Source organism: Bacillus sp. Marseille-Q3570 (assembly GCF_946151055.1).
Lineage (GTDB): Bacteria > Bacillota > Bacilli > Bacillales > Fictibacillaceae > Pseudalkalibacillus.
In genome coordinates, this window is record NZ_CAMGYZ010000017.1 from 26,532 (window position 1) to 50,403 (window position 23,872).

Annotated in this window: 15 protein-coding genes and 1 riboswitch; of the genes, 11 read left to right on the plus strand and 4 right to left on the minus strand. The window is 43.8% G+C overall.

The window, feature by feature from the left end; all coding sequences use genetic code 11:
* The first annotated feature begins 132 nt into the window (after window positions 1-132).
* From N8M93_RS19295 to N8M93_RS19315, 5 genes are all read left to right on the plus strand, one after another.
* Window positions 133-1,554: a peptide MFS transporter gene (locus N8M93_RS19295; RefSeq protein ID WP_261134261.1), complete on the plus strand. Its 1,422-nt coding sequence runs from the start codon at window positions 133-135 to the stop codon at window positions 1,552-1,554.
* 379 nt (window positions 1,555-1,933) lie between these two features.
* Window positions 1,934-2,158, plus strand: a complete 225-nt coding sequence (locus N8M93_RS19300; RefSeq protein ID WP_261134262.1) for a group-specific protein — start codon at window positions 1,934-1,936, stop codon at window positions 2,156-2,158.
* A 478-nt stretch (window positions 2,159-2,636) separates the two neighbouring features.
* The gene (locus tag N8M93_RS19305) at window positions 2,637-3,431 is read left to right on the plus strand and encodes a DUF2935 domain-containing protein (protein ID WP_261134263.1); all 795 of its coding nucleotides are present in this window, start codon (window positions 2,637-2,639) and stop codon (window positions 3,429-3,431) included.
* A 548-nt stretch (window positions 3,432-3,979) separates the two neighbouring features.
* Window positions 3,980-5,926 carry an aconitate hydratase gene (locus N8M93_RS19310; protein WP_261134264.1) on the plus strand — a complete coding sequence of 649 codons (1,947 nt, stop codon included), beginning with the start codon at window positions 3,980-3,982 and terminating at the stop codon, window positions 5,924-5,926.
* Between the two features lie 30 nt (window positions 5,927-5,956).
* A complete protein-coding gene (locus N8M93_RS19315) occupies window positions 5,957-6,133 on the plus strand; it encodes a hypothetical protein (RefSeq protein ID WP_261134265.1) in 177 nt (58 codons plus the stop codon).
* Window positions 6,134-6,211: 78 nt separating this feature from the next.
* On the opposite strand, the gene N8M93_RS19320 is transcribed toward N8M93_RS19315, so the two are convergent.
* Window positions 6,212-7,165, minus strand: a complete 954-nt coding sequence (locus N8M93_RS19320) for a nucleoside hydrolase (protein ID WP_261134266.1) — start codon at window positions 7,163-7,165, stop codon at window positions 6,212-6,214.
* Between the two features lie 91 nt (window positions 7,166-7,256).
* Window positions 7,257-8,108, minus strand: coding sequence for a triacylglycerol lipase (locus N8M93_RS19325; protein WP_261134306.1), 852 nt, complete (start codon window positions 8,106-8,108; stop codon window positions 7,257-7,259).
* Between the two features lie 190 nt (window positions 8,109-8,298).
* Here N8M93_RS19325 and N8M93_RS19330 point away from each other — a divergent pair, with 190 nt between their 5' ends.
* Window positions 8,299-9,228, plus strand: coding sequence for a thermonuclease family protein (locus tag N8M93_RS19330; RefSeq protein ID WP_261134267.1), 930 nt, complete (start codon window positions 8,299-8,301; stop codon window positions 9,226-9,228).
* 203 nt (window positions 9,229-9,431) lie between these two features.
* Window positions 9,432-10,181, plus strand: coding sequence for an SDR family NAD(P)-dependent oxidoreductase (locus tag N8M93_RS19335; protein ID WP_261134268.1), 750 nt, complete (start codon window positions 9,432-9,434; stop codon window positions 10,179-10,181).
* A 154-nt stretch (window positions 10,182-10,335) separates the two neighbouring features.
* On the opposite strand, the gene metH is transcribed toward N8M93_RS19335, so the two are convergent.
* On the minus strand, window positions 10,336-13,794 hold the full coding sequence (metH, locus tag N8M93_RS19340; protein ID WP_261134269.1) for a methionine synthase: 3,459 nt from the start codon (window positions 13,792-13,794) through the stop codon (window positions 10,336-10,338).
* Window positions 13,787-15,640: a bifunctional homocysteine S-methyltransferase/methylenetetrahydrofolate reductase gene (locus tag N8M93_RS19345; RefSeq protein WP_261134270.1), complete on the minus strand. Its 1,854-nt coding sequence runs from the start codon at window positions 15,638-15,640 to the stop codon at window positions 13,787-13,789. Before N8M93_RS19345 ends, metH begins: the two co-directional genes overlap by 8 nt.
* Before the next feature lie 196 nt (window positions 15,641-15,836).
* A riboswitch (SAM riboswitch) is annotated at window positions 15,837-15,951 on the minus strand.
* Window positions 15,952-17,124: 1,173 nt separating this feature from the next.
* On the opposite strand from N8M93_RS19345, the gene N8M93_RS19350 reads away from it, so the two are divergent.
* The 4 genes from N8M93_RS19350 (at window position 17,125) to N8M93_RS19365 (ending at window position 23,868) form a co-directional block, all read left to right on the plus strand.
* A complete protein-coding gene (locus tag N8M93_RS19350) occupies window positions 17,125-18,498 on the plus strand; it encodes an ABC transporter substrate-binding protein (protein ID WP_261134271.1) in 1,374 nt (457 codons plus the stop codon).
* Between the two features lie 88 nt (window positions 18,499-18,586).
* On the plus strand, window positions 18,587-21,625 hold the full coding sequence (locus N8M93_RS19355) for an extracellular solute-binding protein (protein ID WP_261134272.1): 3,039 nt from the start codon (window positions 18,587-18,589) through the stop codon (window positions 21,623-21,625).
* A 68-nt stretch (window positions 21,626-21,693) separates the two neighbouring features.
* Window positions 21,694-22,587, plus strand: coding sequence for a carbohydrate ABC transporter permease (locus N8M93_RS19360; RefSeq protein WP_261134307.1), 894 nt, complete (start codon window positions 21,694-21,696; stop codon window positions 22,585-22,587).
* A 399-nt stretch (window positions 22,588-22,986) separates the two neighbouring features.
* Entirely contained in the window at window positions 22,987-23,868 is an 882-nt protein-coding gene (locus tag N8M93_RS19365) for a carbohydrate ABC transporter permease (RefSeq protein WP_261134273.1), read from the plus strand.
* The last annotated feature ends 4 nt before the right edge of the window (window positions 23,869-23,872 follow it).

Here is a 23,872-nt window from a genome sequence, read left to right on the forward strand (position 1 = left end):
TTTTGCTAAGTTTTCTTTAAATTTTTACTTTTTTACTTACTCCCACTTTCATCCAAATCACTTCGAAAAACTTATAGAATCATAAAGTTGATTGGAAAAATTAGCTAAATTGAACATCTTAGGAGGGACATCATGGAAAATACAATCAACGAAAATTCGGAAGCTGCAACGAAAAAGAAGCAAAAGCATCCGAAGGGTCTATTTTTATTATTTATTACCGAGATGTGGGAACGTTATAGTTTCTATGGAATGCGTTCGATTCTCGTACTCTACTTAACCGCTGAATTATTCAGTGGCGGATTAGGGATGGACAATGAGTCTGCACTGATGCTATACGGACTTTATACTGGATTAGTTTATTTCACACCTCTCATTGGAGGTTATCTTACAGATAAACTGATGGGGCTCAGGACAGCAATCACCATTGGTGGGATCACGATGGCACTTGGAGATTTCTCCTTGTTCGCCATACAATCTGAATGGGGATTATATTTAGGGTTGATCTTACTGATTATCGGTAACGGATTTTTCAAGCCGAATATTTCTACCCTGGTAGGTGAATTGTATTCTAAAAATGATCCTAGGAAGGATTCAGCGTTCACCATTTTCTATATGGGAATCAACCTTGGTGCATTCATTTCGCCGCTAGTAGCAGGTTTTATCTATGCAAACTGGTTCTACTCGAATACAGGCGGAGTTGAAGTATTCGGATTCAAATATGCGTTCCTAGCATCATCAATTGGAATGATCATCGGACAAGTAACGTTCAATGCGTTATCTAAAAAGTACCTAGGTGATATCGGGACGAAGCCGGCAGCTGCAAAAGCGAAACCTTCACTTGATGAAACGGTAAAACCAAAGCCTCTATCTCGTCAGGAGAAACACCGTACAGCCGTCATTTTGATTTTGGCATGTTTCACTGTCATGTTCTGGGCAGGCTTTGAACAAGCAGGGGCATCGTTCACACTTTATACACGTGACTTTGTAGACCGTACGATTTTTGGATATGAAGTACCAGTATCCTTCTTCCAATCATTGAATCCATTATTCATCCTGTTGTTGGCACCTATCGTTTCAGCTTTTTGGCTTAAGCTATCGAGAACGAAACGTGGTGACTTTGCAATTCCGACAAAAATGGCATTTGGATTGATTTTACTTGGAGCAGGGTTCATGGTCATGGTTCCAGCTGTCATGATGTCTGGAAGCAATGAAGCGGATCCGATCAAGGTATCAATGATGTTCATGATCGTGACTTACTTGCTTCATACGTTGGGTGAATTAGCATTATCACCAATCGGATTGTCACTTGTAAGTAAGATGGCACCGATCAAAATCGCCTCTTTATTGATGGGTGTTTGGTTCTTGAGTAATGCTGCAGCAAACTATGTCGCAGGATATATCGCATCACTTACAACGAAATTCGGATATCTTGAGATTTTCATGTATCTTGGACTTTCAGCAGTTGTACTAGGTGTAGTTCTACTCGTGATTTCCAAGCCACTGCAAAAACTTATGCATCTTGATGAAATCGAGAATGCAACAAAACCTTATTAATTTCAGTTAAGAGGGCTGTCATTAAAAAGTGTCAGAGTAACTCCATCACAATATTTTTATGTGGTTAAGTCGAAGAGGCTCAGACACTTTTGAGGCAGCTTTTTTCTTATGTGAAAACTTATATGGCTTGGCTTTGCCACCATACGAGTGATATCGGTGCAATCTCGAAATTTATCGGTGTAAACATCCGAAATAACGGGGGAAGTTTGAAAATTATCGGTGCAAATCTCAAATATATCGGTGATTCAGAAAGATTAAGATGATAAAAACGTCCAGTAGGGCGTTTTTTCCTATTTTATGTAATACTTTGAACAGATCTGCTAAACATGTTTAACTAGAAGAGTACAGTTGATTAACTGTGTGAGAAAGGAGGAGTCTTATGGCATGCAATATTGACCATACCTTAGAGGATGTAGAAAAGAAATTGGCATCTCAATCTGATTATGTACCAGTTGATCTATACCGGAGCAGTGTGAATTTTCTCAAAGGTGACCCTAATCAAGAAGAACTGAACGAGTTGTTCCATTTACTGAAAAAATATGATTTAGCTTCTGAAGAGGAAAAACTGGAACGGGACAAAAAAATTTCAGCATTGACGAGATAGAATTTGAAGGTAAAAGGCTTCGGCATTAGAGCTGAGGTCTTTTTTGCATTTAAAGAAAGTATAATTGCTTTCTTCGATATAAGATAAGGTAACTAAGGATTGGCATGCCAGGTTTTCTTGATTTGTCACAGAAAATCAATTTAATTAAGCGGTTCAATATTATTATCGATACAGGTGTAAAGGTACCGATTAAAGTCAAACTTCAACAGTTTATGACTACCGGACACAGGAGACCTTATTTAGTTCGTAACGGACATCAGAGACCTTATTTTGGAAAATTTAATCATAATAAAAGGATTTTGAGACGAATAACGGCTCTGATGTCCTCTAGTTGTTTGAAACATCCCTTTTTTCCCAAAATAATGGCGCTGGTGTCCGTTAAAATAGAAGCTGCGTCTTTCATTTTCTATCCTATTCTAGTCATAAAACCCAACTTCTTTAGATATGATTTTAGGAGAATCGAAAGGGAGGGTACTCCATGGCTGATTTTACAAAAACAGCGAGGTTTGAACATGGATTCTGGTTACAGATCCTTGGTGATCACGCCCGTTTCATCCATGACTCGCTTGCCCCGGATCAGACGAAGGAAATTGCTCAGGCGAATCAATTCATAAAGACCTTCGATCAACTATTAAGCCAGGTGAAAAACGGGGATTTGATTGAACTTAGCAAAAAAGCGGAAGAGGAAGGAAAGAAGCTTAGACAATTCAAGCTGGATCTTATCAAACGTCATCTGGTCGGAAAAATCAAAATTGGTTTAGGGCCGACGTTCCTGAACCATATGGTTAATGAATTGGAAGAGTATTTGCGAATTTTACCTTATTTGAAAAAAGGAGAAGTGCCGCCTACGTTGCATGAAGTCCATTATCATCTAATCTGGTTGTTGGATGCGGCTGGCCATGCCGGTGCCATCTCTGATAACATGGATCGGATTGAAAAAAAAATCAAAGAGAAAAGTGATGACTTCACGAAAGACTTTGAATCTTTCTATCTGAAGGCGGTTGAACTGGCAGGATTTCTCCGTACTAACCTGTCCACGTTTCCTGCATTGGAGAAATTCAACGATGATATTTCACTTGAAATGAAGCTGTTCATGAATTTCCTGCAAGAAATCGAGGAAATGGGGTTGAGCAAAAAAGCGTTGGGTACCTTCGCGCCATTGATGGCTGACCATATGATGAGGGAAGAGTGCTATTATCTAATGAAACTCGCTGAGGTTACACAGCTTTCCCAACCAAAATGCGATCCGACAAAACCACGATTGAAAACCTGAGAATCAAAACCATCCTCGCGAAAAGGATGGTTTTATTATAGCTAGCCGCGCTTCCCCTGGTTGAAAACAAAGCTACCGAAACCACCTAACGGACATAGGAGACTTTATTTAACCAAATTAATGGGGGTTTTCAAACTTAACGGACACCAGGGACCTTATTTCACAAAATCTGATCATAACCATAGAATTTTGAGACAAATAACGGCTGTGGTGTCCGCTAAAATTTAGATACAACGATTTTGCCTACAAATAATGGCGCTGGTGTTCGTTGACTAAAATAGCCTGGCTCGTTTTTCCCGCAAGAGCGTTGCAAATTTCGCTAGAAATCAATCTTACTTTGCAAAGCCGATTTACATCATGTATTTATCCATCATATTTTTTCAAATTCATATGGAAAATGAAAGGTTGAAATGGAATTAAGTAGGGTACTGCACCTGTAAATGGGGTCAATGTTCTGTGAAATGAATAATTTACGCAAAACGACAGAACTTAACGTTTAGGTACATATGGAACAGTTGACCTTAAAACTTCGAACGGGGGGAGAAAAATTGGCTTTGAATGTTTCCCAAAAATTGATCAAGGACCATTTGATTTCAGGTGAAATGACACCTGGTAACGAAATCGGTTTGAAAATCGACCAGACCCTTACTCAGGATGCGACTGGTACGATGGTGATGCTGGAATTGGAAGCTATGAAACTTGATCGGGCAAAAACAGAAGTATCAGCTCAATATGTCGATCATAATATTATCCAGGAGGACAGCAAAAATCCGGATGACCATTTGTTTTTACAAAGTGCCACAAAGCGTTTCGGTTTGTACTACAGCCGTCCAGGAAACGGTGTCAGTCATCCGGTTCATATGCAACGTCTCGCTATCCCTGGTAAAACGTTATTAGGCTCGGATTCTCATACATGTGCCAATGGCTGTATGGGTATGCTTGCCATGGGGGCAGGTGGAATTGATGTCGCGATGGCGATTGCTGGAGAGCCGATCTATATCAAAATGCCTCAAATCTGGGGCATCAAATTGACTGGAAAACTTCCAGAGTGGGTGAGCGCTAAGGATGTCATCCTCGAATTGCTGCGCCGTCATGATGTAAAAGGGGGTGTCGGTAAAATAATCGAGTATTATGGTCCAGGGCTGGAAAACTTGAGTACGATGGATCGTCATGTCATCGCGAACATGGGTGCAGAACTCGGAGCGACAACGACCGTCTTTCCATCCGATGATGAAGTGAAGCGCTTTTTAAAAAGCCAAAATCGAGAGAATGACTGGGTGGAAATCGTTGCCGATAAAGGTGCAACGTATGATCTGCATGAAGAAATCGATCTATCAGAGCTTGAGCCGATGATCGCCAAACCATCAAGTCCTGGGAATGTCGTCCCTGTTCGGGAAGTAGCTGGAGAACCGATCTATCAATCCTATATCGGATCCTCTGCAAATCCAGGATATCGGGATTTTGCGATAGCTGCTGAAATGATGAAAGGCAGAAGGGTTGCAGATGGCGTTTCCTTCGATATCAACCCGACGTCCAGACAAATGTTGACAGACCTTGTCGATGATGGACATATCGGCAGCCTTCTCACTGCAGGTGGACGCTTGCATCAAGCAGGTTGTAACGGCTGTATCGGTATGGGCCAGGCACCGGCCACAGGGCGGAACAGCTTACGGACGACACCACGTAATTTTCCTGGGCGTTCCGGAACGAGAGAAGACAGCGTCTTCTTATGTAGTCCAGAAACAGCAGCAGCTTCTGCACTGACAGGAAAAATTACTGATCCAAGGACATTGGATATCACATATCCGAAAGTGAAAGACCCGGACCATCCGACGGTTGATGATGCGTTACTGAATAAGCCGCTTCCACCAGAAGAAGCTAAGAAAATCGAGCTTGTTAAAGGACCGAATATCGCTTCGATCCCTGAAATGGATGAATTGCCGGATGAACTGGAATTACCGATTCTGTTGAAAATGAAAGATAACATCTCGACGGATGAAATCTTAGCGGGTGGTGCCCGGGTCCTTCCATACCGGAGCAACCTTCCGGAAATCAGTAAGTTCACCTTCGAGATCATTGATGAAACCTATTATGATCGTGCGATGGAAATCCAAAAGATAGGCGGCCATGCGATTGTCGGGGGCTTCAACTATGGTCAGGGATCAAGTAGGGAGCACGCTGCTCTTGCACCGAGATTTCTTGGCTTACGTGTCGCATTGGTCAAGGACTTTGCCCGGATCCACTGGCAAAACCTCGTGAATTTTGGCGTCTTACCGCTAACGTTCAAGAATGAGGCAGATTTTGATCTGTTGGAAGAAGACGATATCATCCAACTGAAAAACCTGAGGGCACAGCTTAAACAGGGGAAAGAATTGACTGTCTTCTTAAAGGAAAAACAGAAAGAAATTCAAGCTCTCCATACCTTATCAGATCGTCAAGTAGACATCATGTTGAAAGGTGGACTGATCAACTGGGAGAGGGATCGACAACATTAAACGAACGCATCGAAGAAAGGAATGAGATCCATGGTTGATCGGAACCAAGTTTGTAAAGCGTGTGATGGCAGCGGGCTTTTAGCTGATGATGAGAATTGGCGATATAGCTGTACAGTTTGTGGTGGAGACGGCATTTTCGTCTCGGGAGACAAACCAGAACCGGATCACCTTTTTAAAGTAGATGAAAACAACCGGACAATGGAATAGAAATGAATGATGGCTGTCTCCTGAATAGGGACAGCCATTTTTTATTAGATATGTTATGAATGCAGTTTCTAAAGGACACTATCGATGGTTCGTCAAAATTTCAAGGACTTTCGAGACGAAAACCTCCTCATTGATTCTGAGTGCGATGCGTGAACAGCCCGGGCCGAAACAGTTTCGTGTTCCTGGACGGAAATCTGCGACACTTTCACCGCTCGTATATTCACCTGCATCTTCAACATTGACTTCCCGTCTCCTGTATTGGAATAACCCATCAATTTCAAGTGCAGCCATCAAGGCCGCCAAATCATGCTGTGGTGTACCCTCAATACCTGGTTCAAGTTGCTGATATACCTCGTAATAAAAGTCCAGGATCGGTTTGATGAGTTCTTCTAAAGCGGAATCTGCATGGGAATCGATGAAATTGACTTCTTCGGGAGTGAGGATCGCGTCCCTTGTCACATTTAAAGGAATGATCGTAAGGTTCTTGACATTCTGTGTAATGAAATCCGCCGCGATTGGATCACCAAAAAAGTTCGCTTCCGCTACCTCGGTTGCGTTGCCTGGAACGTGGAATGCACCGCCCATCAAATAGGTTTCCTTTACATCATCCATCACTTCAGGACTTAAATAATGGGCAATAGCTAGTGAAGTGCATCGTCCCACATTCACAATCGTAACTTCTTTAGGATTTTCTTTGATCAAACGGAACAGCTTGCTGAAATTTGTCCGATTCGCGTATCGTTCTTCAGGAATCGGGGGATCAATCGGGCCAAGGCCTTCTGCCCCATGGATGTCAGGAAAAAAGATGGGATCTTCACCGCTCAGGGGACGTGTCGCACCGGCAATGACTGGGATATCAGTACGGCCGGCAAGCTCGAGCAAATACTCGACATTCCGATAGGCTTTTTCCCTATCGATGTTCCCGTAACCACTGACGACTCCGATCAAATCTACTTCTGGATTTTTCAACGCATAAATCAATGCAATTGCATCATCTATACCTGTATCTGCAAATAAGATTATTTTCTTCATTTCTTCACCTCATCCTATCCTATGAAAAAAGGACAAGCATGGCTTGGATGCTTGTCCTGTGGGACTTTTTCAAAAGGAAGAGGTTGTATCTTTATTCGGAGGTTGTGACTCTTTCCGGATCAGCCGGTCCTGCGTGTTCGAGTGCATCAAAGACAAAGTTGAAGGCAAGGGGATCTTGAGCGATGAATTGATGATCGACCTGATCGTAAGGGTAATGATCCTGGATGGTGATGTTGCTTACCATGGCAGCAGCTCCATTCAAGAAGGCTGAAGAGTAAGGCACGACCACTTCATCATTTCTCGTTGTAACCACCGTGTAAGAGGTATCTCCAGGAGTTTCGTCATCCATGTTCAAATTCGTTAAAAAATCCGATCCTTGCAGCTGTTGTTGACAAGCGATACAAGAACTGAGATCTGATCCGGTTTCCGTCAGTTCCCTGAAGCCGGCAAGACCATCCGTTCCATGGTTGGATGGAACAAGTCCGATCAGATCCTCGACTTTTTCACCCTCGACAAGGAACTTCATGAAATAACGTGGCATCATTCCACCCTGACTGTGCCCGACAATCGATACTTTTTCTGCTCCAGTCAGATCGAGCACTTTTTCAATAAAGATTTTGAGCTCTTCAGCTGACTCTTCGATCGGCCCGGTTGAAGGACCCGCAGTACTGAACCCATAGTTCAAAGCGAATACGCAATAGCCTTTTTCTTTTAACGCCGGGGAAAGATTGATGAAGTTCCGTTCCATTGTTTCAAAAGTTCCGGGAACAAGTACGACTGGTTCGGGATGCTCTGTGCTAGACTTACAGTTTGGATCATTCGCTCCAGGTGGGGGAGGTCCTTCTTCAAGCAAAAATCCCGAATCACTTATGGCTTTGGCTTGATGATGATCAAGTGCGGCAATAGCAGCAAACAGCAGGATAGAGAAGACGATCTTGTACATTTTTTTCACAAATTCACCTTCATTTCAAAGATTGGTTAGTCATTATTAAATAGCAAGGGAATGACGAGGTCAATCACGTTAAGGAGAAAACCGGATAAATGTGCACTAAGACTCATTTTATTCAAAATAGAGGTTAATCTTGTTGCGATGATTTAAAATGAAGGTAATCCAGTGAAAGAGGGTGAGTTGATTGACAAGTAATCTTGAAGTGAGAATTGCTGATTTGACCAGGAATGACAAAGGCGATTTGAAAGGACAAGATGTCACTGTCAAAGGATACCTTGCCGCAAAACCCGATGAGCCGCTTGACGATGGGTACAACTATCCTTTTATCGATGAGGATATGAATGGAATCCTCGTCAAGTCGAAAAAGAAGCTTGATGATCTTGAGCCAGGTAAGTGGTTTGACGTACACGGAAGACTGGATGAAGATCACCTGCAAGAAATGCATGTCACGTCTGAAACAGACATCACAAAATCCGATGCTCAGCAAGAATCTCCTTCCCACTCACGCCAATTTTCATCCTCAGTTAAAAAAGTAGTCGATGGCGACACCATTCACTTAGAAAAAGCTGTATTAGGGACGACGAAAGTCCGCTTTGTTTCAATCGACACCCCGGAAACGAATTACCAGGGAGATTCTCAGGGATATTATGCAGAAGAAGCGACGAGACAGCTTCAAAATCTTTTGCCTGAGGGTGAGGATGTATCGATACGTGTCGGTGATGAAGCCTTCGATCAATATGGACGCTTGCTCGCAATTGTCTTGAAAAAAGAACATAATATCAATAGAGAAATGATTGAGATCGGTATGGCAGTACCTTATTTCATCTATCCGAATTTGGACAACTTTGAAGAGTATGGGGATGCTGTCGTTCGAGCGAAAGAAGCGGGCAGGGGACTATGGAATCCTGACCGGCCGATCGATGAACTTCCATACGAGTTCCGTTTCAACAAACGTGGTGGCCCGAATAAATTTGTCGGGCATTTCGAAACGAAGCAATACGTTGAGCCGGAAAAATGGGAGAGCATCCCGATCGAATACCGCGTCTTCTTTTTAAAAGAAAAAGACGCAATTGACGCAGGTTATAAAAAGAATTCAGAAGCACCAGGATGTTAATAGAGATGACGAATCCCGCCTATGATGGCGGGATTTTTCTATATTGATGAAGTGAACAGATTACCTTGGAAAGTGAACAGATTATCTATGGAGTGAACAGAATAATCGGAGAAGTGAACAGAATATTCCGAAAGGCGAACAGATTGAATCCTTTCTGAAAGGGGTACATTGATAGATAGATTGTCTAGAGAGGAGCATCTTTCGTGTCATTCAAGAACAAGGTGGTTATCGTAACAGGTGCAGCGAATGGAATCGGAAAATCGATCGCTAAGGAATATGCGGGGAACGGTGCAAAGGTGGTTCTCGCGGATCTTGATGAAACACAAGGAAAGCGTGTGATCGATGAAATCACTATGCAAGGTAGCGAAGCTTATTTCCTCAAAACAGATGTACGGAACGAAACCGACATCATCAGCCTCATCAACCAAACGAAGAGTGAGGTTGGTCCGATCGATATTCTAATTAATAATGCGGGAATTTCCGAATTCAAATCACCATATGAACTTACCGTAGACGAGTGGGATAACATCATCAATACGAATTTGAGAAGCGTATTCCTCTGTTCGCGTGAGGCAGCGAAACATATGCGTCAAAATGAAGAAGGGGGAGCGATCGTCAATATCGCATCCACCCGAGCCAGTATGTCAGAGCCCAACTCGGAAGCTTATGCGGCTTCGAAAGGGGGAATCACCTCGATCACACACGCGCTTTCTGCATCTTTTTCAGCTGATAAGATCACTGTAAATGCAATATCTCCAGGCTGGATTGAAACTGGAAAGTATGAAGAACTTAGAGATATCGATCATGAACAGCATCTGTCCAAACGTGTCGGAAAACCGGAGGATATCGCTCGTGCCTGTCTGTACTTAACTGATGAAAAGAACGACTTCGTAACCGGAGCGAACCTCGTCATTGATGGCGGTATGACAAGAAAGATGATTTATGAACATTGAATCGATAAAAAAGAAGATGATCCCAACCAAATGCTGTGGCTGGGATCACCTTTTACTATACTACTTAAAGAAAGTATAAAATACTTTCTTCAGTATAAGCGCAACTAAGGCTCAGCCTGTGCCAAAGGCTTGGCTTTGCCAAGTTTTCTTTAAATCAATCACCATTCATGACGTTGAAATAGCGTGCTTCTGGATGTGCGAATACGATTGCGGATACGGAAGCTTCTGGTTCCATCATATAACCATCGGTCAGTTCGATACCGATTTCTTCTGGTTGGATAAGTTTGAACAACTTCTCCTGATCTTCCAATTCTGGACAGGCAGGATAGCCGAAGGAGAAGCGTTGACCTTGATAGCGGGCGGAAAAGCGTTCTCTCATCGTAAAATCAACTGAATCCGGGAAGCCCCACTGGTCACGGATCTGCTGATGGATCAGTTCCGCGAATCCTTCTGCGGTTTCGAGTGCAAGAGCTTGGAGCGCGTGGCTTTCCAGGTACCGTCCTTCTTCTTTCATCTGGGTGGCGAGTTGACGGATTCCTCTCCCTGCAGTTACCGAAAAGAAGCAAACATAGTCCATTAGTCCGCTGTCTTTCGTTTTCAAATAATCAGCCAGACATAAATGAGGTTCTTTCGGCTGTCTAGGAAACTCGAATTGTTCAATGACTCTCGTATGATCGTCCGGGTCATAGATCAAGACCTTTTCATCTTCCGCCTGAGCAGGAAAGAATTGATAGGCAGCAGCTGGTTGGATCAGACCTTCTACTTTTGCCTTGAGCAGGAGTTGATCGACCACCGCTTTGACATTGAGCGCTTTTTCATCCTTTACGTCTAGCAATCTCGAAACCTTGCCTTTGACTCCAAGATGGTGTCCCAATAGCATCTGCCAGTTGATATATGGTTCGATATGCGAGATTGAATGATTCTTCAAAATATGTCGTTTCGTATCCCTTGGAATGAAAACCTGGACATCCCGCGAAACCTTGGACCGTACTTTGACGGCAACTCCGGCACCCCCTCCAGAATCGGTTTGAAGAACGGGTTCAGCGGTATTCCTTTTCTTCTCTTCGTGAGCCCCGATAAGTTCCTCGAATCCGGCTGGTGTTTGGATTTGATTCGCCAGTGAGAGACCGGTCATTGCGTCTTTAGCATATAATACAAGGCCGTTGTATCCGTTCGAAATTTTCGTATCGGTGAATTTCCTTGATAACGCAGCGCCGCCAACCATAATCGGTATTGAAATGTCCGCTTGCTGCATATCACTAGCGGTGATGACCATCTGCTGTGCCGATTTGACTAAGAGTCCAGAAAGACCGATGATATCCGGGTTTTCCTTCCTTACCGCTTCAATCAAAGCCGCAGGGGTCACTTTGATTCCTAAATCGACGACGTCAAAGCCGTTGTTACTGAGGATGATGTCGACCAGGTTTTTACCGATATCGTGCACATCGCCCTTGACTGTCGCCAAAATGATCTTCCCTTTTGACGACCTGGTATCGTTCTTTTCCATATAGGGCTCTAAAAAAGCGACGGAGGCTTTCATCACTTCCGCACTTTGAAGAACCTCGGCTACGATGAGTTGATTGTCGTTGAATAGACGGCCGACTTCCTTCATGCCTTCCATCAACGGACCATTGATGATGTCTAAAGGCTTATCGTATTTTCCCAGCGCTTTTTCGAGATCAGGGAGCAGCCCTTCTTTCGTACCTTCGACCACATAATACGCAATCCGCTCTTCGAGTGTCATTTTCGGAAGCAGTGATTTGACTTCTTTCTTTTTCCCTCTATAAAATTCAGTGAATTTGGCAAGCACGTCATCTGTCGTTCGGAAAAGCAGATCTTCCGCCATCTGGATCTCTTCCTGCGGAATCGAGGCGAAACGTTCGAGCTTTTCTGTATTGACGATTGCATAATCCAAACCAGCCTGGGTGCAATGATAGAGATACACGGCATTCAATACTTCCCGGCCGACAGGAGGAAGGCCGAATGAGACATTGCTTACCCCCAGGATCGTCAGGCATTCAGGAAACTGTTCCTTGATGAGTCGAATTGCCTCGACGGTCTCGTTAGCTGAACCAATATATTGTTCGTCCCCGGTACCGACTGGAAAAACCAGCGGATCAAAGATGATGTCGGTAGGGGAAAGTCCATACTTGTTGACAAGAAGGTCATACGAGCGTTTGGCGATCTCAAGCTTCCGTTCGACCGTCACACCCATGCCTTCCTCATCTATCGTGCCCACGACAACCGCGCCTCCGTACTTATGAAGGAGTGGGACGATCGCTTCGAATCGCTCTTCACCATCTTCCAGGTTGATCGAATTGATGATGGATTTACCCTGGGAATACTTCAGTGCGGTTTCGATGACATCTTCGTCTGTGGAATCAATGACAAGAGGGACCTTGACCTTCTTGACGACTTCCTGGATGAAGACCTCCATATCCGCCAGTTCATCACTGTCCGGATCCGCGAGACAGATATCGATGACATGCGCGCCTCGTTTTACTTGAGCTCTCGCAATTTCTGCAGCTTCTTCAAACTTCTTTTCAGCAATCAACCGTTTGAATTTCCTGGAACCGATGACGTTTGTCCGTTCACCGACCATGATCGGACGCAGATCGGGACTATCATATAAAAACGGCTCGATTCCGGAGACCATGTGGAGTTCTTTTTCAGGAAGTGTCCGCGGTTTGTAACCGGACAGTTTCGTCGCGATCGCTTTGATATGTTCCGGTGTCGTTCCGCAGCATCCACCTACGATGTTCAGCCATCCTTTTTCTGCAAATCCGGCAAGCTTCGTCGCTAGAGATTCTGGTGTTTCATGATATTGACCTTCTTCATCAGGCAGTCCGGCATTCGGATAACAGCTTATAGCTGACGTTGAAAGATCCGCGAGAGCACGTACATGATCCTGCATGAATTCTGGTCCGGTGGCGCAGTTCAAGCCGACAGCGATCGGGTTCATATGTTTCAGTGAAATATAGAACGATTCGATCGTCTGGCCGGCAAGGGTCGTCCCCATCGGCTCGATCGTACCGGATACGATCAATGGAACTCTCCGGCCCGTTTCCTCAAACGCTTTCTGGATGCCTGAAAAACCAGCTTTAACGTTAAGCATATCCTGGCTCGTTTCGAGAAGTAACAAGTCAACATCACCATCTAAAAGTCCTCTTGCTTGCTCAGCGTATGAATCCGTCAATTCGTCAAAGGTCGTTCCACCTGTGACGCTCAGCGTTTTCGTAGTCGGGCCGAGTGCTCCAGCTACGAACCTCGGCCGATCTGGGATTGAAATTTTCCTTGCCGCCTTTTTGGCGATTTCGGCTCCTGTTTTATTGATTTCATAGGCTCTGTGTCCGAGTTCGTATTCATCCAATACGAGGCTTGTGCCACCGAATGTATTTGTTTCGATGATATCTGCACCCGCTTCGAGATAGGTGGTATGGATGGATTCGATCAGATCTGGCGCAGTTATGTTCAAGTATTCATTACATCCATCATAAAATTCACCGCCAAAATCGTCAGGGGTCAACTGGGCCTGTTGCAGCATCGTCCCCATCGCGCCATCCATGATCAGGATTCTTTTATTCAATTGTTGTTCAAATGGTTGATTAGACATTTTGTAGCCTCCTAGATGACTGGTTAAGATGGTGGTTACGTGCGTAGCGGGCAAGCTCTACTGTCATTGAGTATCGCATGAACGGCGTGACAAGGTAAATACCGTTGAATAATCCGATTGCGGTATCGAGAAGGGATTTGGCGATTTCGACGCCCTCCTTACTAGCGCGTTGACGATCATCCTTATATCTCGCCATACGTTCTCGAACCTCCGGGGATAGCTTGATGCCAGGCACTTCATGATGGAGGAAATCTGCATTCTTACTGCTTGTGAGCGGCATGATTCCGATATATATGGGAACATCCAAATGTTTGACAGCCTCATGGATTTCCAGCAGTTTTTCCTTAGAAAAGACGGGCTGGCTGATGAAATAATCTGCCCCGGACTCGATTTTCTTTTCCAATCGCTCGACAGCTTTATCGATGTAACGGACATTCGGGTTGAATGCAGCCCCGACAGAAAAGTTCGTTTTTTGATCAAGTTCTTTTCCTGATAATGAAATCCCCTGGTTGAACTGTTTAATGATTTTGATCAGCTCGAACGATGTTACATCATATACAGAAGAAGCACCAGGGAAATCCCCAACCTTCGTTGGATCCCCGGTAACTGCAAGGATGTCCCGGATTCCAAGCGTGTGAAGGCCCATGATGTGGGATTGCAGGCCGATCAAGTTCCGATCCCGGCATGTGATGTGGATGAGGGGACGGAGACCGATCTGTTCTTTGACGATGGAACCGACGGCAGTGTTGCAGATCCGCGGGGATGCCAGCGAGTTATCAGCAAGAGTAATTGCATCGATTCCTGCATCTTTAAGGGCTTTGGCCCCTTCCATATAGCGAGTGGTATCGAGTTTTCTAGGCGGATCCAATTCGACAATGATCGATTGTTCTTTTTTTATTTTTTCATGTAGAGGAGGAGGTCCTGGATCTACAGATTGAACAGCAGCCTGGGGTGTCTGCCGTTTTTTGACCTCTTTTTCTGTTATAGGCTGTACAGATTCAAGTTCATTAGCGAACGCCTCTATATGTGCAGGCGTCGTGCCGCAGCAACCGCCTAACAAGCGTATCCCTTGTTCTCTGAAAGAACGGGCGCACTCTTTAAAATAGTCAGCATCACTCTCGTATTGCAGCTTTCCATCCACATACGACGGAAGACTTGCGTTCGGATAGGCGGACAAATATGCTTGCTTTGGGAGCGGTACCTCTTCCAATGTTGAAAGCATGTGATAAGGACCGAGTCGGCAATTGATTCCGATGATATCTGCACCTTGTTCTTCCAGCCTGGTAAACGCTTCTGTGATGTGCGTACGGTTTTGCAGATAACCGGTCTCTTCCAACGACACTTGTGCAATGATCGGGAGTGACGTCTCTTTCCGGGCGATCGATAATACTGTTTCCAACTCTTCTAAGTCGTAGAATGTTTCTAGTAAAATACCATCAAGGTCCTCTGAAAGGAGACAATACAATTGCTCACGGAACGTTCGCTTGATCTCATCCATGGTGATCGTATGGGGCTTGATACCACGGATACCTCCGATCGTACCGACCACATAAGCGTGATCTCCGGCAGCTTTTTTGGCCAATCGGACTGCGGCTGTATTGATTTCCTTCACTTGATCCTGTAGACCATAGCGTTCGAGTTTAATATAATTGGCCGCGTATGTATTCGTCTGGATGATATTTGCTCCGGCTTCGATATATGCCCGATGGATATTAAAGATTTGATCTGAATGCGATAAGTTCAATTCTTCAAAACACCAGTCGGAGCCATACGAATGGAGAAGCGTCCCCATCGCGCCATCACCAATCAAAATTTTATCTTGCTTCAAGTCATCTAAAATTCCCATTTGAATCCCTCACTGACATTGTTGTTATTTTCGGGTCTTGCTGATCTAGATATAGAAAACCAGGCGAGGCTGAGCCTTAGGTGTAGGCTGAGCCTATAGTGGAACTTATACTGGAGAAAGTATTTTAGACTTACTTCATGTATAAAAAGAAAAAAGCCTTCTTATAAGAAGAAGACTTTAATAGGCACGGTCGTTCTTCTTATCTTTACAAGTGAATCCACTTGTATGGAATTAGCACCTTTTCAATGTTTGCCACATTGAAGGTTGCTGAGGTGTCATCGGGCCATTCCCTCTACCTCTCTGGATAAGAAACAGAATTTTTAAATTTTATTAACTGTACAACAAATTGTTGTAGAGTTCAACCCTTTTTTAAAAAAAGAAAAGCTTGTTTGTTGAACCTTCGAAACTCTTACTTCCTTTCCGGAGGTGCTTCACAATCCACTTCGCGCGTTCCATGCTGGGGATTCATTCTTTTTCGTTTTCTTGGGGCAAAGGCGTAATTTTTATTCAACCATCTGCTGTTTCTGTCCGGATAAAAGGTGCATTCGGACAGGGGAGCAAGAAAACCAGAGTTAGCTGTCTCGAAAAGAGAAGTTATGGGACAGGAGAGCAAGAAAAACAGAGAATGCTGTCTCGAAAAGGGAAGTTATGGGACAGGGAAGCAAGAAAAACCCTGTTTGCTGTCCCGATAATGGCTGTATTCAGTCAGGAATTCTCTCTAACCTATGCTCGCTGAATAAGTTCCACTTTCATACAACCCTCAGCTTTTTATTTTTTTAAATTGTTGAGACAGCAAAATGTCTATTAAAGACAGTACATTACATAAATTGTCGAATTAATAATTTAGAAAATTTTCAAAAAACTCTTGAACTGAAAAGGCTTTCATGGTAATTTTTTATATAAGGTTATCGAAACGTTTCGACGAAAATGCGAAATAGAGATGTGGAAAATTGGCGATTTTTGGATTAGGAATTTCAGAAACACAGCCCAAGACTATGTCGTTCGTTTGATAGATCACTAACATTTTCACCTTGTCGTTAGTTCTGGAGGAATTGTCCGATATCTCAATTGGACAAGGCATTTACATACTACGATGAATCTGCACCCAAGCCTGGTTTTTCTCTGGAATGAAACGAATAATAAGCAGTTATTTTTCCCTTTTTGAAAGTGTTATCCAACACGATTATGAAAGGGTAAAAATATACGTTTTTATCGATACGTTTCAATGTATGTGTTAGTCAAGTTTATAGGCAAATCAACAGGATGGAAGGGGGAACAATCTTTCTGATATTTTCCAAGTTTGTCAGCACTAGTTTAGTTAGGGAGGGCTCTGTTTACGTAAGCTTACTCTTTTAGCGGAATTTGCCGCATTCCTTCGGGAAAAGCGAGCTAGGCAAAGGACCCGCGGAGAGAGTGCATTTAAGCGAAAGCAACTATTTAGAATCACAGAGCCTTTAGAAAAAAACACAAAGTGAGGGATTAGATTGAGGGTAAAACCGGTATTTCAATGTTTATTAGTCGTTTTGCTGATTCTTACTGCAGGTCTGGCAGGTTGCTCGAACAATGAAGGAGCAAGCTCAGAGTCCAAAAACGAAAATTCCGAAAAAGAAGAAACATCTTCAGATTCTGGGGAGAAGGTAACCATCACTTACGGTACTTGGCAAGACAGTAAGGAAGTCGATCAAGTCATCAAAGCATTCGAGAAAGCACATCCGAATATTGATGTGAAACAAGATAAGTCTCTTGGATGGCCATGGAACGAAAAACTCTCAGCAGCAGCTGCAGCAGGTAAACTTCCGGATGTTTTCTGGACATTCGGCGTACCGACCGCAATAACTAACGGATGGTTGGAAGACTTGACCCCTTACTTGGAAAAAGATGAAAACTACAATCCTGAGAATACCTTTGAAAGTGTCCTCAATACCGCGAATTATGATGGTCACCAATACGCAATGCCTCATTCAATGCATGCCATCATAATGATCCTTAATACAGACTTGTTTGAAAAAGAAAATGTTTCTGTACCTGACAGCAGCTGGACACTAGATGACTTGAGGAAGGCATCTGTACAGTTGACTGACTATAATAATCAACAATTCGGCTTTTTAAATCCTAGAGCATACCGTGAAGTACTGCCTGTTCAATTTGATAATTCTCTAGAATGGGGTACGTGGGATGGCGAACAATATAATTTCAGTTCAGCAGCTTATGTAGATTCACAGAATTATATCAATACGCTATGGAATGAGGATAAAGTCAGTCCATCCGTTTATACCCAAGAAGAAAGAGATAAGTGGTACGGAAAGGACAAGGATCCATGGACGCTTGGGAAAATCGGAATCCGATATGATGGGACATGGGGATTGAAGGGCAATACAGATAACAACAAATTCAACTGGACAGTCCTCCCGGTTCCCGGAGTTGATGGCCACCGAGTACCATTGGTAGCGGATTATGTAGGTATTTCAAAGGAATCGAAGCATAAGGAAGCTTCCTATGAATTTTTGAAATGGCTGACATTCTCTAAGGAAGGCTGGTTCGACCGTAAAGATGCCGGAGTTCCTGTAGCAAGAAGTATTCCACTCATCAATGATGAAGAAATCTGGGATGCGTACTTAAGCGACGAGGCTGTACCTGAAGAGATGAAAGAAATCATCAAACTGATCCCTGATGGCACAGTCGATCCTCTTAAAGCTCACCCTGGGTATACGGAAGCCCTCAATATGATAGCCGAAATGAATGTAAAGTTCGATAAAGGTGAAGCAAACCCTAGTGATGTGGGAGCAGAAATGGATCAAAAGGCAAATGCAACCTATGAAAAGGCTACAGAGGAATTGGATAAAGCAATAGAAGAATGATAGACCAATCAGAACGAATGGATGGGGCCAAGTAACTCCCCATCCAATTCTATTTCACTCAGACCCCGCTTCGAAAAGGAGAAATCCTATGCGCAGAAAAATAATAACCATCCTGTTGATCGGATTGATGGTCCTATCAACTGGATCATTCCTGAATCAATCCTCGCATGTCAGTTATGCGAACACGGACAAAAAATCAGATACCGGGGACTTATTAGACGATCTATTCGACAAAGACAAGAAGGATTCCGATAAGTCCAAGGATGATAACAAGAAAAAAGACAAAAAAGAGAACTTTGAAACAAGAGTCATTGAAGCTGAATACAAAGATAAATTAATAGAATGGGACAAAAAAGGCATTAAAGCTACCAAAGGGTTTGAGAAAGTCATTGAGCCAGAAGAGTTTACTAGTCCCAATAAAGAAGTGGAACTGTCCAGCCATGACGAATACGACGGGAATGTATTCCGCTGGGAAGAACAAACGAAAGAATTGCAATTATCCATCAACGTACCTAAGGAAGGTCTTTATGAAATTGAAGTCGATTACTTCGCCTTACCAGGTAAAATCATACCAATTGAACGCGGAATCAAAATAAATGGTGATTTCCAATACTATGAATCGAGAAGAATTGTGCTTCCAAGGTTATGGAAGGACACCGTCAATAAATTTGAAGAAGATAAACTCGGGAACCAGGTGTACCCGAAACAGGAAGAAATCCATACCTGGCAGTCCCGGCCGTTCATGGATGCGAGCTACTTATTCGACCAGCCTCTAAAGTTCCATCTTGAAAAAGGGGAAAACACGATTTCCTTGTTGAATATCCGTGAGCCGATGTTATTGGGCGACGTAACCGTCAAGTCTCCTGAAAAGCAGCCTTCTTATAAAGAGTACCTTCAAAAACATGACGGAAAACAAACAAAGGGTCTGCTCGAAATTGAAGCTGAACATCCATACTCTAAATCAGATTCTTCCATAAGAGCTCTATCCAATGGTGAACCGAATGTAACACCGAACCGTGGCAGCAAGCTTTCTCTCAATGCTTTTGGAGGAGACACGTGGAAAGCTGGAGGACAAGCTGTCACATGGAAAGTGAAAGTGGATGAAACAGGGTTCTATCAGCTAGGGTTCAAGTACAATCAATATTTCAATGTGAATGTCCCTGTCTATCGGACAATCAAAATCGACGGCGAAATACCTTTCGACGACATGCTGAAATATCCATTCGACTATACAACAGAATGGAAAAACGAAACCCTTTCAGATGCAAACGGGAAACCGTATCAATTTTTCCTGGAAAAAGGGGAGCACGAACTAACGCTTGTATCAAACCCGTCCCCTTATCAACCAGTCATCAGCACGATTAAAGATGTCATGAAAGAAGTGAACGATCTTTCTTTGGAAATCCAGATGGCAACAGGGAAATCCAATGATCTCTATCGGGATTGGGATATCGAAGAACAGATTCCTGACATTGTTCCTCGACTGAATGAGCTTGCTGGAGAGCTGAGGGACAGATATGAATACCTTGAAAAATTGAGTGACAGCAAACCCGATCAAGCAAGGAATCTGATCATCAGTGCAAAGCAAATGGAGGATATCGCCAGCGAACCTGGTGAAATACCAGTACGTTTCAAAGAACTTTCCCAAAGCTCAGGGTCCGTGACACAGAAACTTGGAGATCTTCTTTTGTTACTGCCAAACCAGCCTTTACAATTCGATAAATTTTATGTTTATTCGGATAAGAATTTGCCTGGTGCGGAAGCGAATCTCTTTCAAAAAGCCGGATCCATGGCTGTCAATTTCTTTTCCTCATTTACAAAAGACTACAACCAGGTAAGTTCGAGTGATGAAGAATCAATCGAGATTTGGGTGAACCGACCGCGTCAATATGTAATGCTGATGCAGCAAATGGCCAATGAGGATTTCACTAAGGAAACCGGAATCAAGGTGAATCTAAGCTTGATGCCTTCTGAAGAGAAACTGATTCTTGCGAACGCTTCTGATGAATCACCTGATCTGGCACTCGGTGTGAACCAAAAGTTCCCGTTTGAACTTTCCGTACGTGGCGCGCTGGCAGATCTGAGCGAGTTCCCGGATTATGACCAAGTGGCGAAACGTTTTTCTCCTGGTGCGCTACTTCCGTTCATGTACGATGATGGGACCTATGCACTTCCGGAAACCCAGGAATTTTATGTCCTTTTCTACCGGAAAGATATTTTGCAAGCCCTTAATATGTCTGTTCCTGACACCTGGGAGGATGTCCGGAAAATGCTTCCGAAACTGCAACGGTTCGGAATGAATTTCTATGTACCGATCGCTGGTTTGGGAGGACTTAAAGAAGCGAAAGTGACGGTCCCTTATATCTATCAGAACGGCGGTGAGCTTTTTAATGAAGATGGCATGAGTACCGCTATAGGCAGTGATGCCGCTTTAAAAGGCTTTAAGCAGATGACGGATCTGTTCACGATCTATAGTATGCCTCTTCAGGTACCGAATTTCTACAGTCATTTCCGTCAAGGTGACTTGCCGATCGGTATCGCTGATTTTGATAATTACGTCAAAATCACAGCAGCAGCACCTGAGCTTCAAGGCTGGTGGGGCATTGCTCCTTATCCTGGTGTGAAAAATGAAGATGGAGAAGTCGTACGCTGGGCGCCGGGAACAGGGAAAGGCGTCATCATGTTCGACAGCAGTGATAAGAAAGAAGAAACGTGGGAGTTCATCAAATGGTGGACTTCAAAAGAGACGCAATCTGAATTCGGCAATTTGATCGAGACCATCTACGGCACAGAGTTTCGCTGGAACACATCCAATGTGGAGGCACTTAGCGAGCTGCCTTGGCCTGATGAAGATTTAAATGTGATCAAAGACCAATGGAAATGGTTGAGAGACATTCCGCATGTGCCGGGTGATTACATGCTTGAACGTGAAATCAGCAATGCATGGAATGAGGTTGTCTTCGAAGGTGAAAATGAACGAAAAGCCGTAGAAGATGCCGTCATCACAACCAATAGAGAAATGCGAAAGAAATTGGAAGAATTCGGTTTCATTAAAGATGGAAAAGTTGTAGAAGAACTTGAAGTGCCATCAATTGAAAAAATCGAGTCTAAGGGGGGCGGCAGGTGAAACCAGCTACGAATACAGAACAAAACATCAGCGTTAGAACAAAGACGTTCAGCAGGAAAGCGATTTGGTTGGATGGACTCAAAAAAGAGTTGAGCGCTCTTGGGTTTGTCGCTCCCTTCCTGATCGTATTTTCACTATTCATCGTCATACCCGTCATTGTTGCTGCTTACTTTGCGTTCACTTATTTCAATACCATCCAGCCACCGACTTTCATCGGACTTAAGAACTTCGTGAATTTGATCACCCAGGACAATGTTTTCATGATGCATGTGCTTCCGAATACATTCAAATTTGCGCTGATTGTCGGAGTAGGTGGATATGTCCTGGCGTTCTTTTTGGCCTGGTTGTTAGCTCAGATTCCGAAAAAGCCGAGAACGATCTTGACACTGGCGATCTATTCACCGTCCATGACTGCCGGGGTCGCCATGTCGGTCGTGTGGCTCATTTTGTTCAGTGGAGACCGGGCAGGGTATTTGAACAGCATCCTGATCCAGATCGGCTTCATCAATGAACCGATCCAGTGGCTTCAATCTCCGGCACACTTGATGACGATCATGATCCTCGTATCGCTTTGGAACAGCATGGGTGTAGGGTTTCTGGCAATGCTTGCAGGAATCTTGAATGTTGATCGCGAGCTTTATGAAGCGGCCTATATTGATGGATTGAAAAACAGGTTCCAAGAAATCTGGTATATCACCATCCCATCGATGAAACCACAAATGCTGTTTGGAGCGGTCATGGCAGTTGTACAGACCTTCCAGGCTGGAGATATCGCCGTCCAGCTATCAGGATCGAATCCGACGCCTCAATATTCAGGGCAACTGATCCTTACACATATTGCAGACCATGGTTTCATTCGTTTTGATATGGGTTATGCTTCCGCCATATCCCTTGTCCTTCTCATATTTGTGTATGGTGTTTCCCGGTTCTGCTGGCGTCTGTTCGGCGAAAGGGATGATTAAGACCGGGGATATTTGGACCCGGAGAGTACTTTTTGCGGAAAAAGTGACTCATGCGGAATCCTAGTGTGAGGCAGGTTTCAGGTTAACGGACACCAGAGCCGTTATTTGTGACAAAATCGGTGTTTTGAGATTTTTAACGGACACCAGAGCTGCTATTTATGAAAAAAACAGCTGATTTCCTATGAAAATCGCGAAATAAGGTCCCTGGTGTCCGCTAGCTTTGTAAAATCAAGTGGTTTTGGCGAAATAAGGCCTCCTGTGTCCGTTAACAGTCGCAAACTTGTTTTCAGTAAGGACGAGCAAGATGGCTCATGGAGCGTCCGCTGAATTTCGAAGAAATCAACAGGAGTAAATAACATGCATAGATAACATCACCAACGAAGAAAAGGGGAAAATTTCATGGCTTCTTTTCAAGGGTCCAAAATCGATCCAAGTAAATTAAGTTTCAGTCAGACGAAGTTTTTTGCATTTCTGATACCGCTATCGATTTTTATGGCGTTGCCGATCATTTTCATATTTTCACAGGCACTGAAGCCGATCGATGAACTCTTTCTCTATCCACCAAGGTTTTTTGTTGAAAAACCGACGTTACAAAACTTTGGTGATTTATTCAAAGAGACGAGCGTCACCGTCATTCCAATGACACGATACCTCTTCAACAGCATCATCATTTCATCCGGAATCGTGTTTGCCAGTGTCTTCATCAGTGCAATGGCTGGCTTCGCCTTATCGAAGTTGGATTTCAAACTGAAAAAAGTGATTTTCGAGGCGAATATCATCGCTTTGATGTTCGTTCCTGCAGCTGTTGCGATCCCAAGATATTTCATCATCGACAGGATCGGTTTGACAGATAACATGTTCGGCCATATTTTACCGGTACTGGCCATGCCAGTGGGGTTGTTCCTGATCAAACAGTTCATCGATCAGATTCCGGATGCGTTGATTGAAGCGGCTCGGGTAGACGGAGCAAGCAATTTCTATATTTTCCGGAAGATCATCATTCCGATGGTCACACCAGCGATCGCTACTGTTGCCATACTTGCTTTCCAAATGGCATGGAACAATACAGAAACATCAGAAATTTACATGAATAATGAGAGTTTGAAAACATTCGCTTTCTATATGAGTACGTTAGCAGGAAATATGGGGAACGACAATCAGGTGGCAGGCCAGGGAATGGCGGCAGCCGCTGCTGCACTTATGTTCTTGCCGAACCTCATCATTTTCTTGATTATGCAAAGTAAAGTGATTGATACGATGGCTCATTCAGGATTGAAGTAAGGGA

Coding starts and splice junctions, on each gene's coding strand:
- N8M93_RS19295 (WP_261134261.1), top strand. CDS start 133: ATGGAAAATACAATCAACGAAAATTCGGAAGCTGCAACGAAAAAGAAG.
- N8M93_RS19300 (WP_261134262.1), top strand. CDS start 1,934: ATGGCATGCAATATTGACCATACCTTAGAGGATGTAGAAAAGAAATTG.
- N8M93_RS19305 (WP_261134263.1), top strand. CDS start 2,637: ATGGCTGATTTTACAAAAACAGCGAGGTTTGAACATGGATTCTGGTTA.
- N8M93_RS19315 (WP_261134265.1), top strand. CDS start 5,957: ATGGTTGATCGGAACCAAGTTTGTAAAGCGTGTGATGGCAGCGGGCTT.
- N8M93_RS19320 (WP_261134266.1), bottom strand. CDS start 7,165: ATGAAGAAAATAATCTTATTTGCAGATACAGGTATAGATGATGCAATT.
- N8M93_RS19325 (WP_261134306.1), bottom strand. CDS start 8,108: ATGTACAAGATCGTCTTCTCTATCCTGCTGTTTGCTGCTATTGCCGCA.
- metH (WP_261134269.1), bottom strand. CDS start 13,794: ATGTCTAATCAACCATTTGAACAACAATTGAATAAAAGAATCCTGATC.
- N8M93_RS19345 (WP_261134270.1), bottom strand. CDS start 15,640: ATGGGAATTTTAGATGACTTGAAGCAAGATAAAATTTTGATTGGTGAT.
- N8M93_RS19355 (WP_261134272.1), top strand. CDS start 18,587: ATGCGCAGAAAAATAATAACCATCCTGTTGATCGGATTGATGGTCCTA.
- N8M93_RS19365 (WP_261134273.1), top strand. CDS start 22,987: ATGGCTTCTTTTCAAGGGTCCAAAATCGATCCAAGTAAATTAAGTTTC.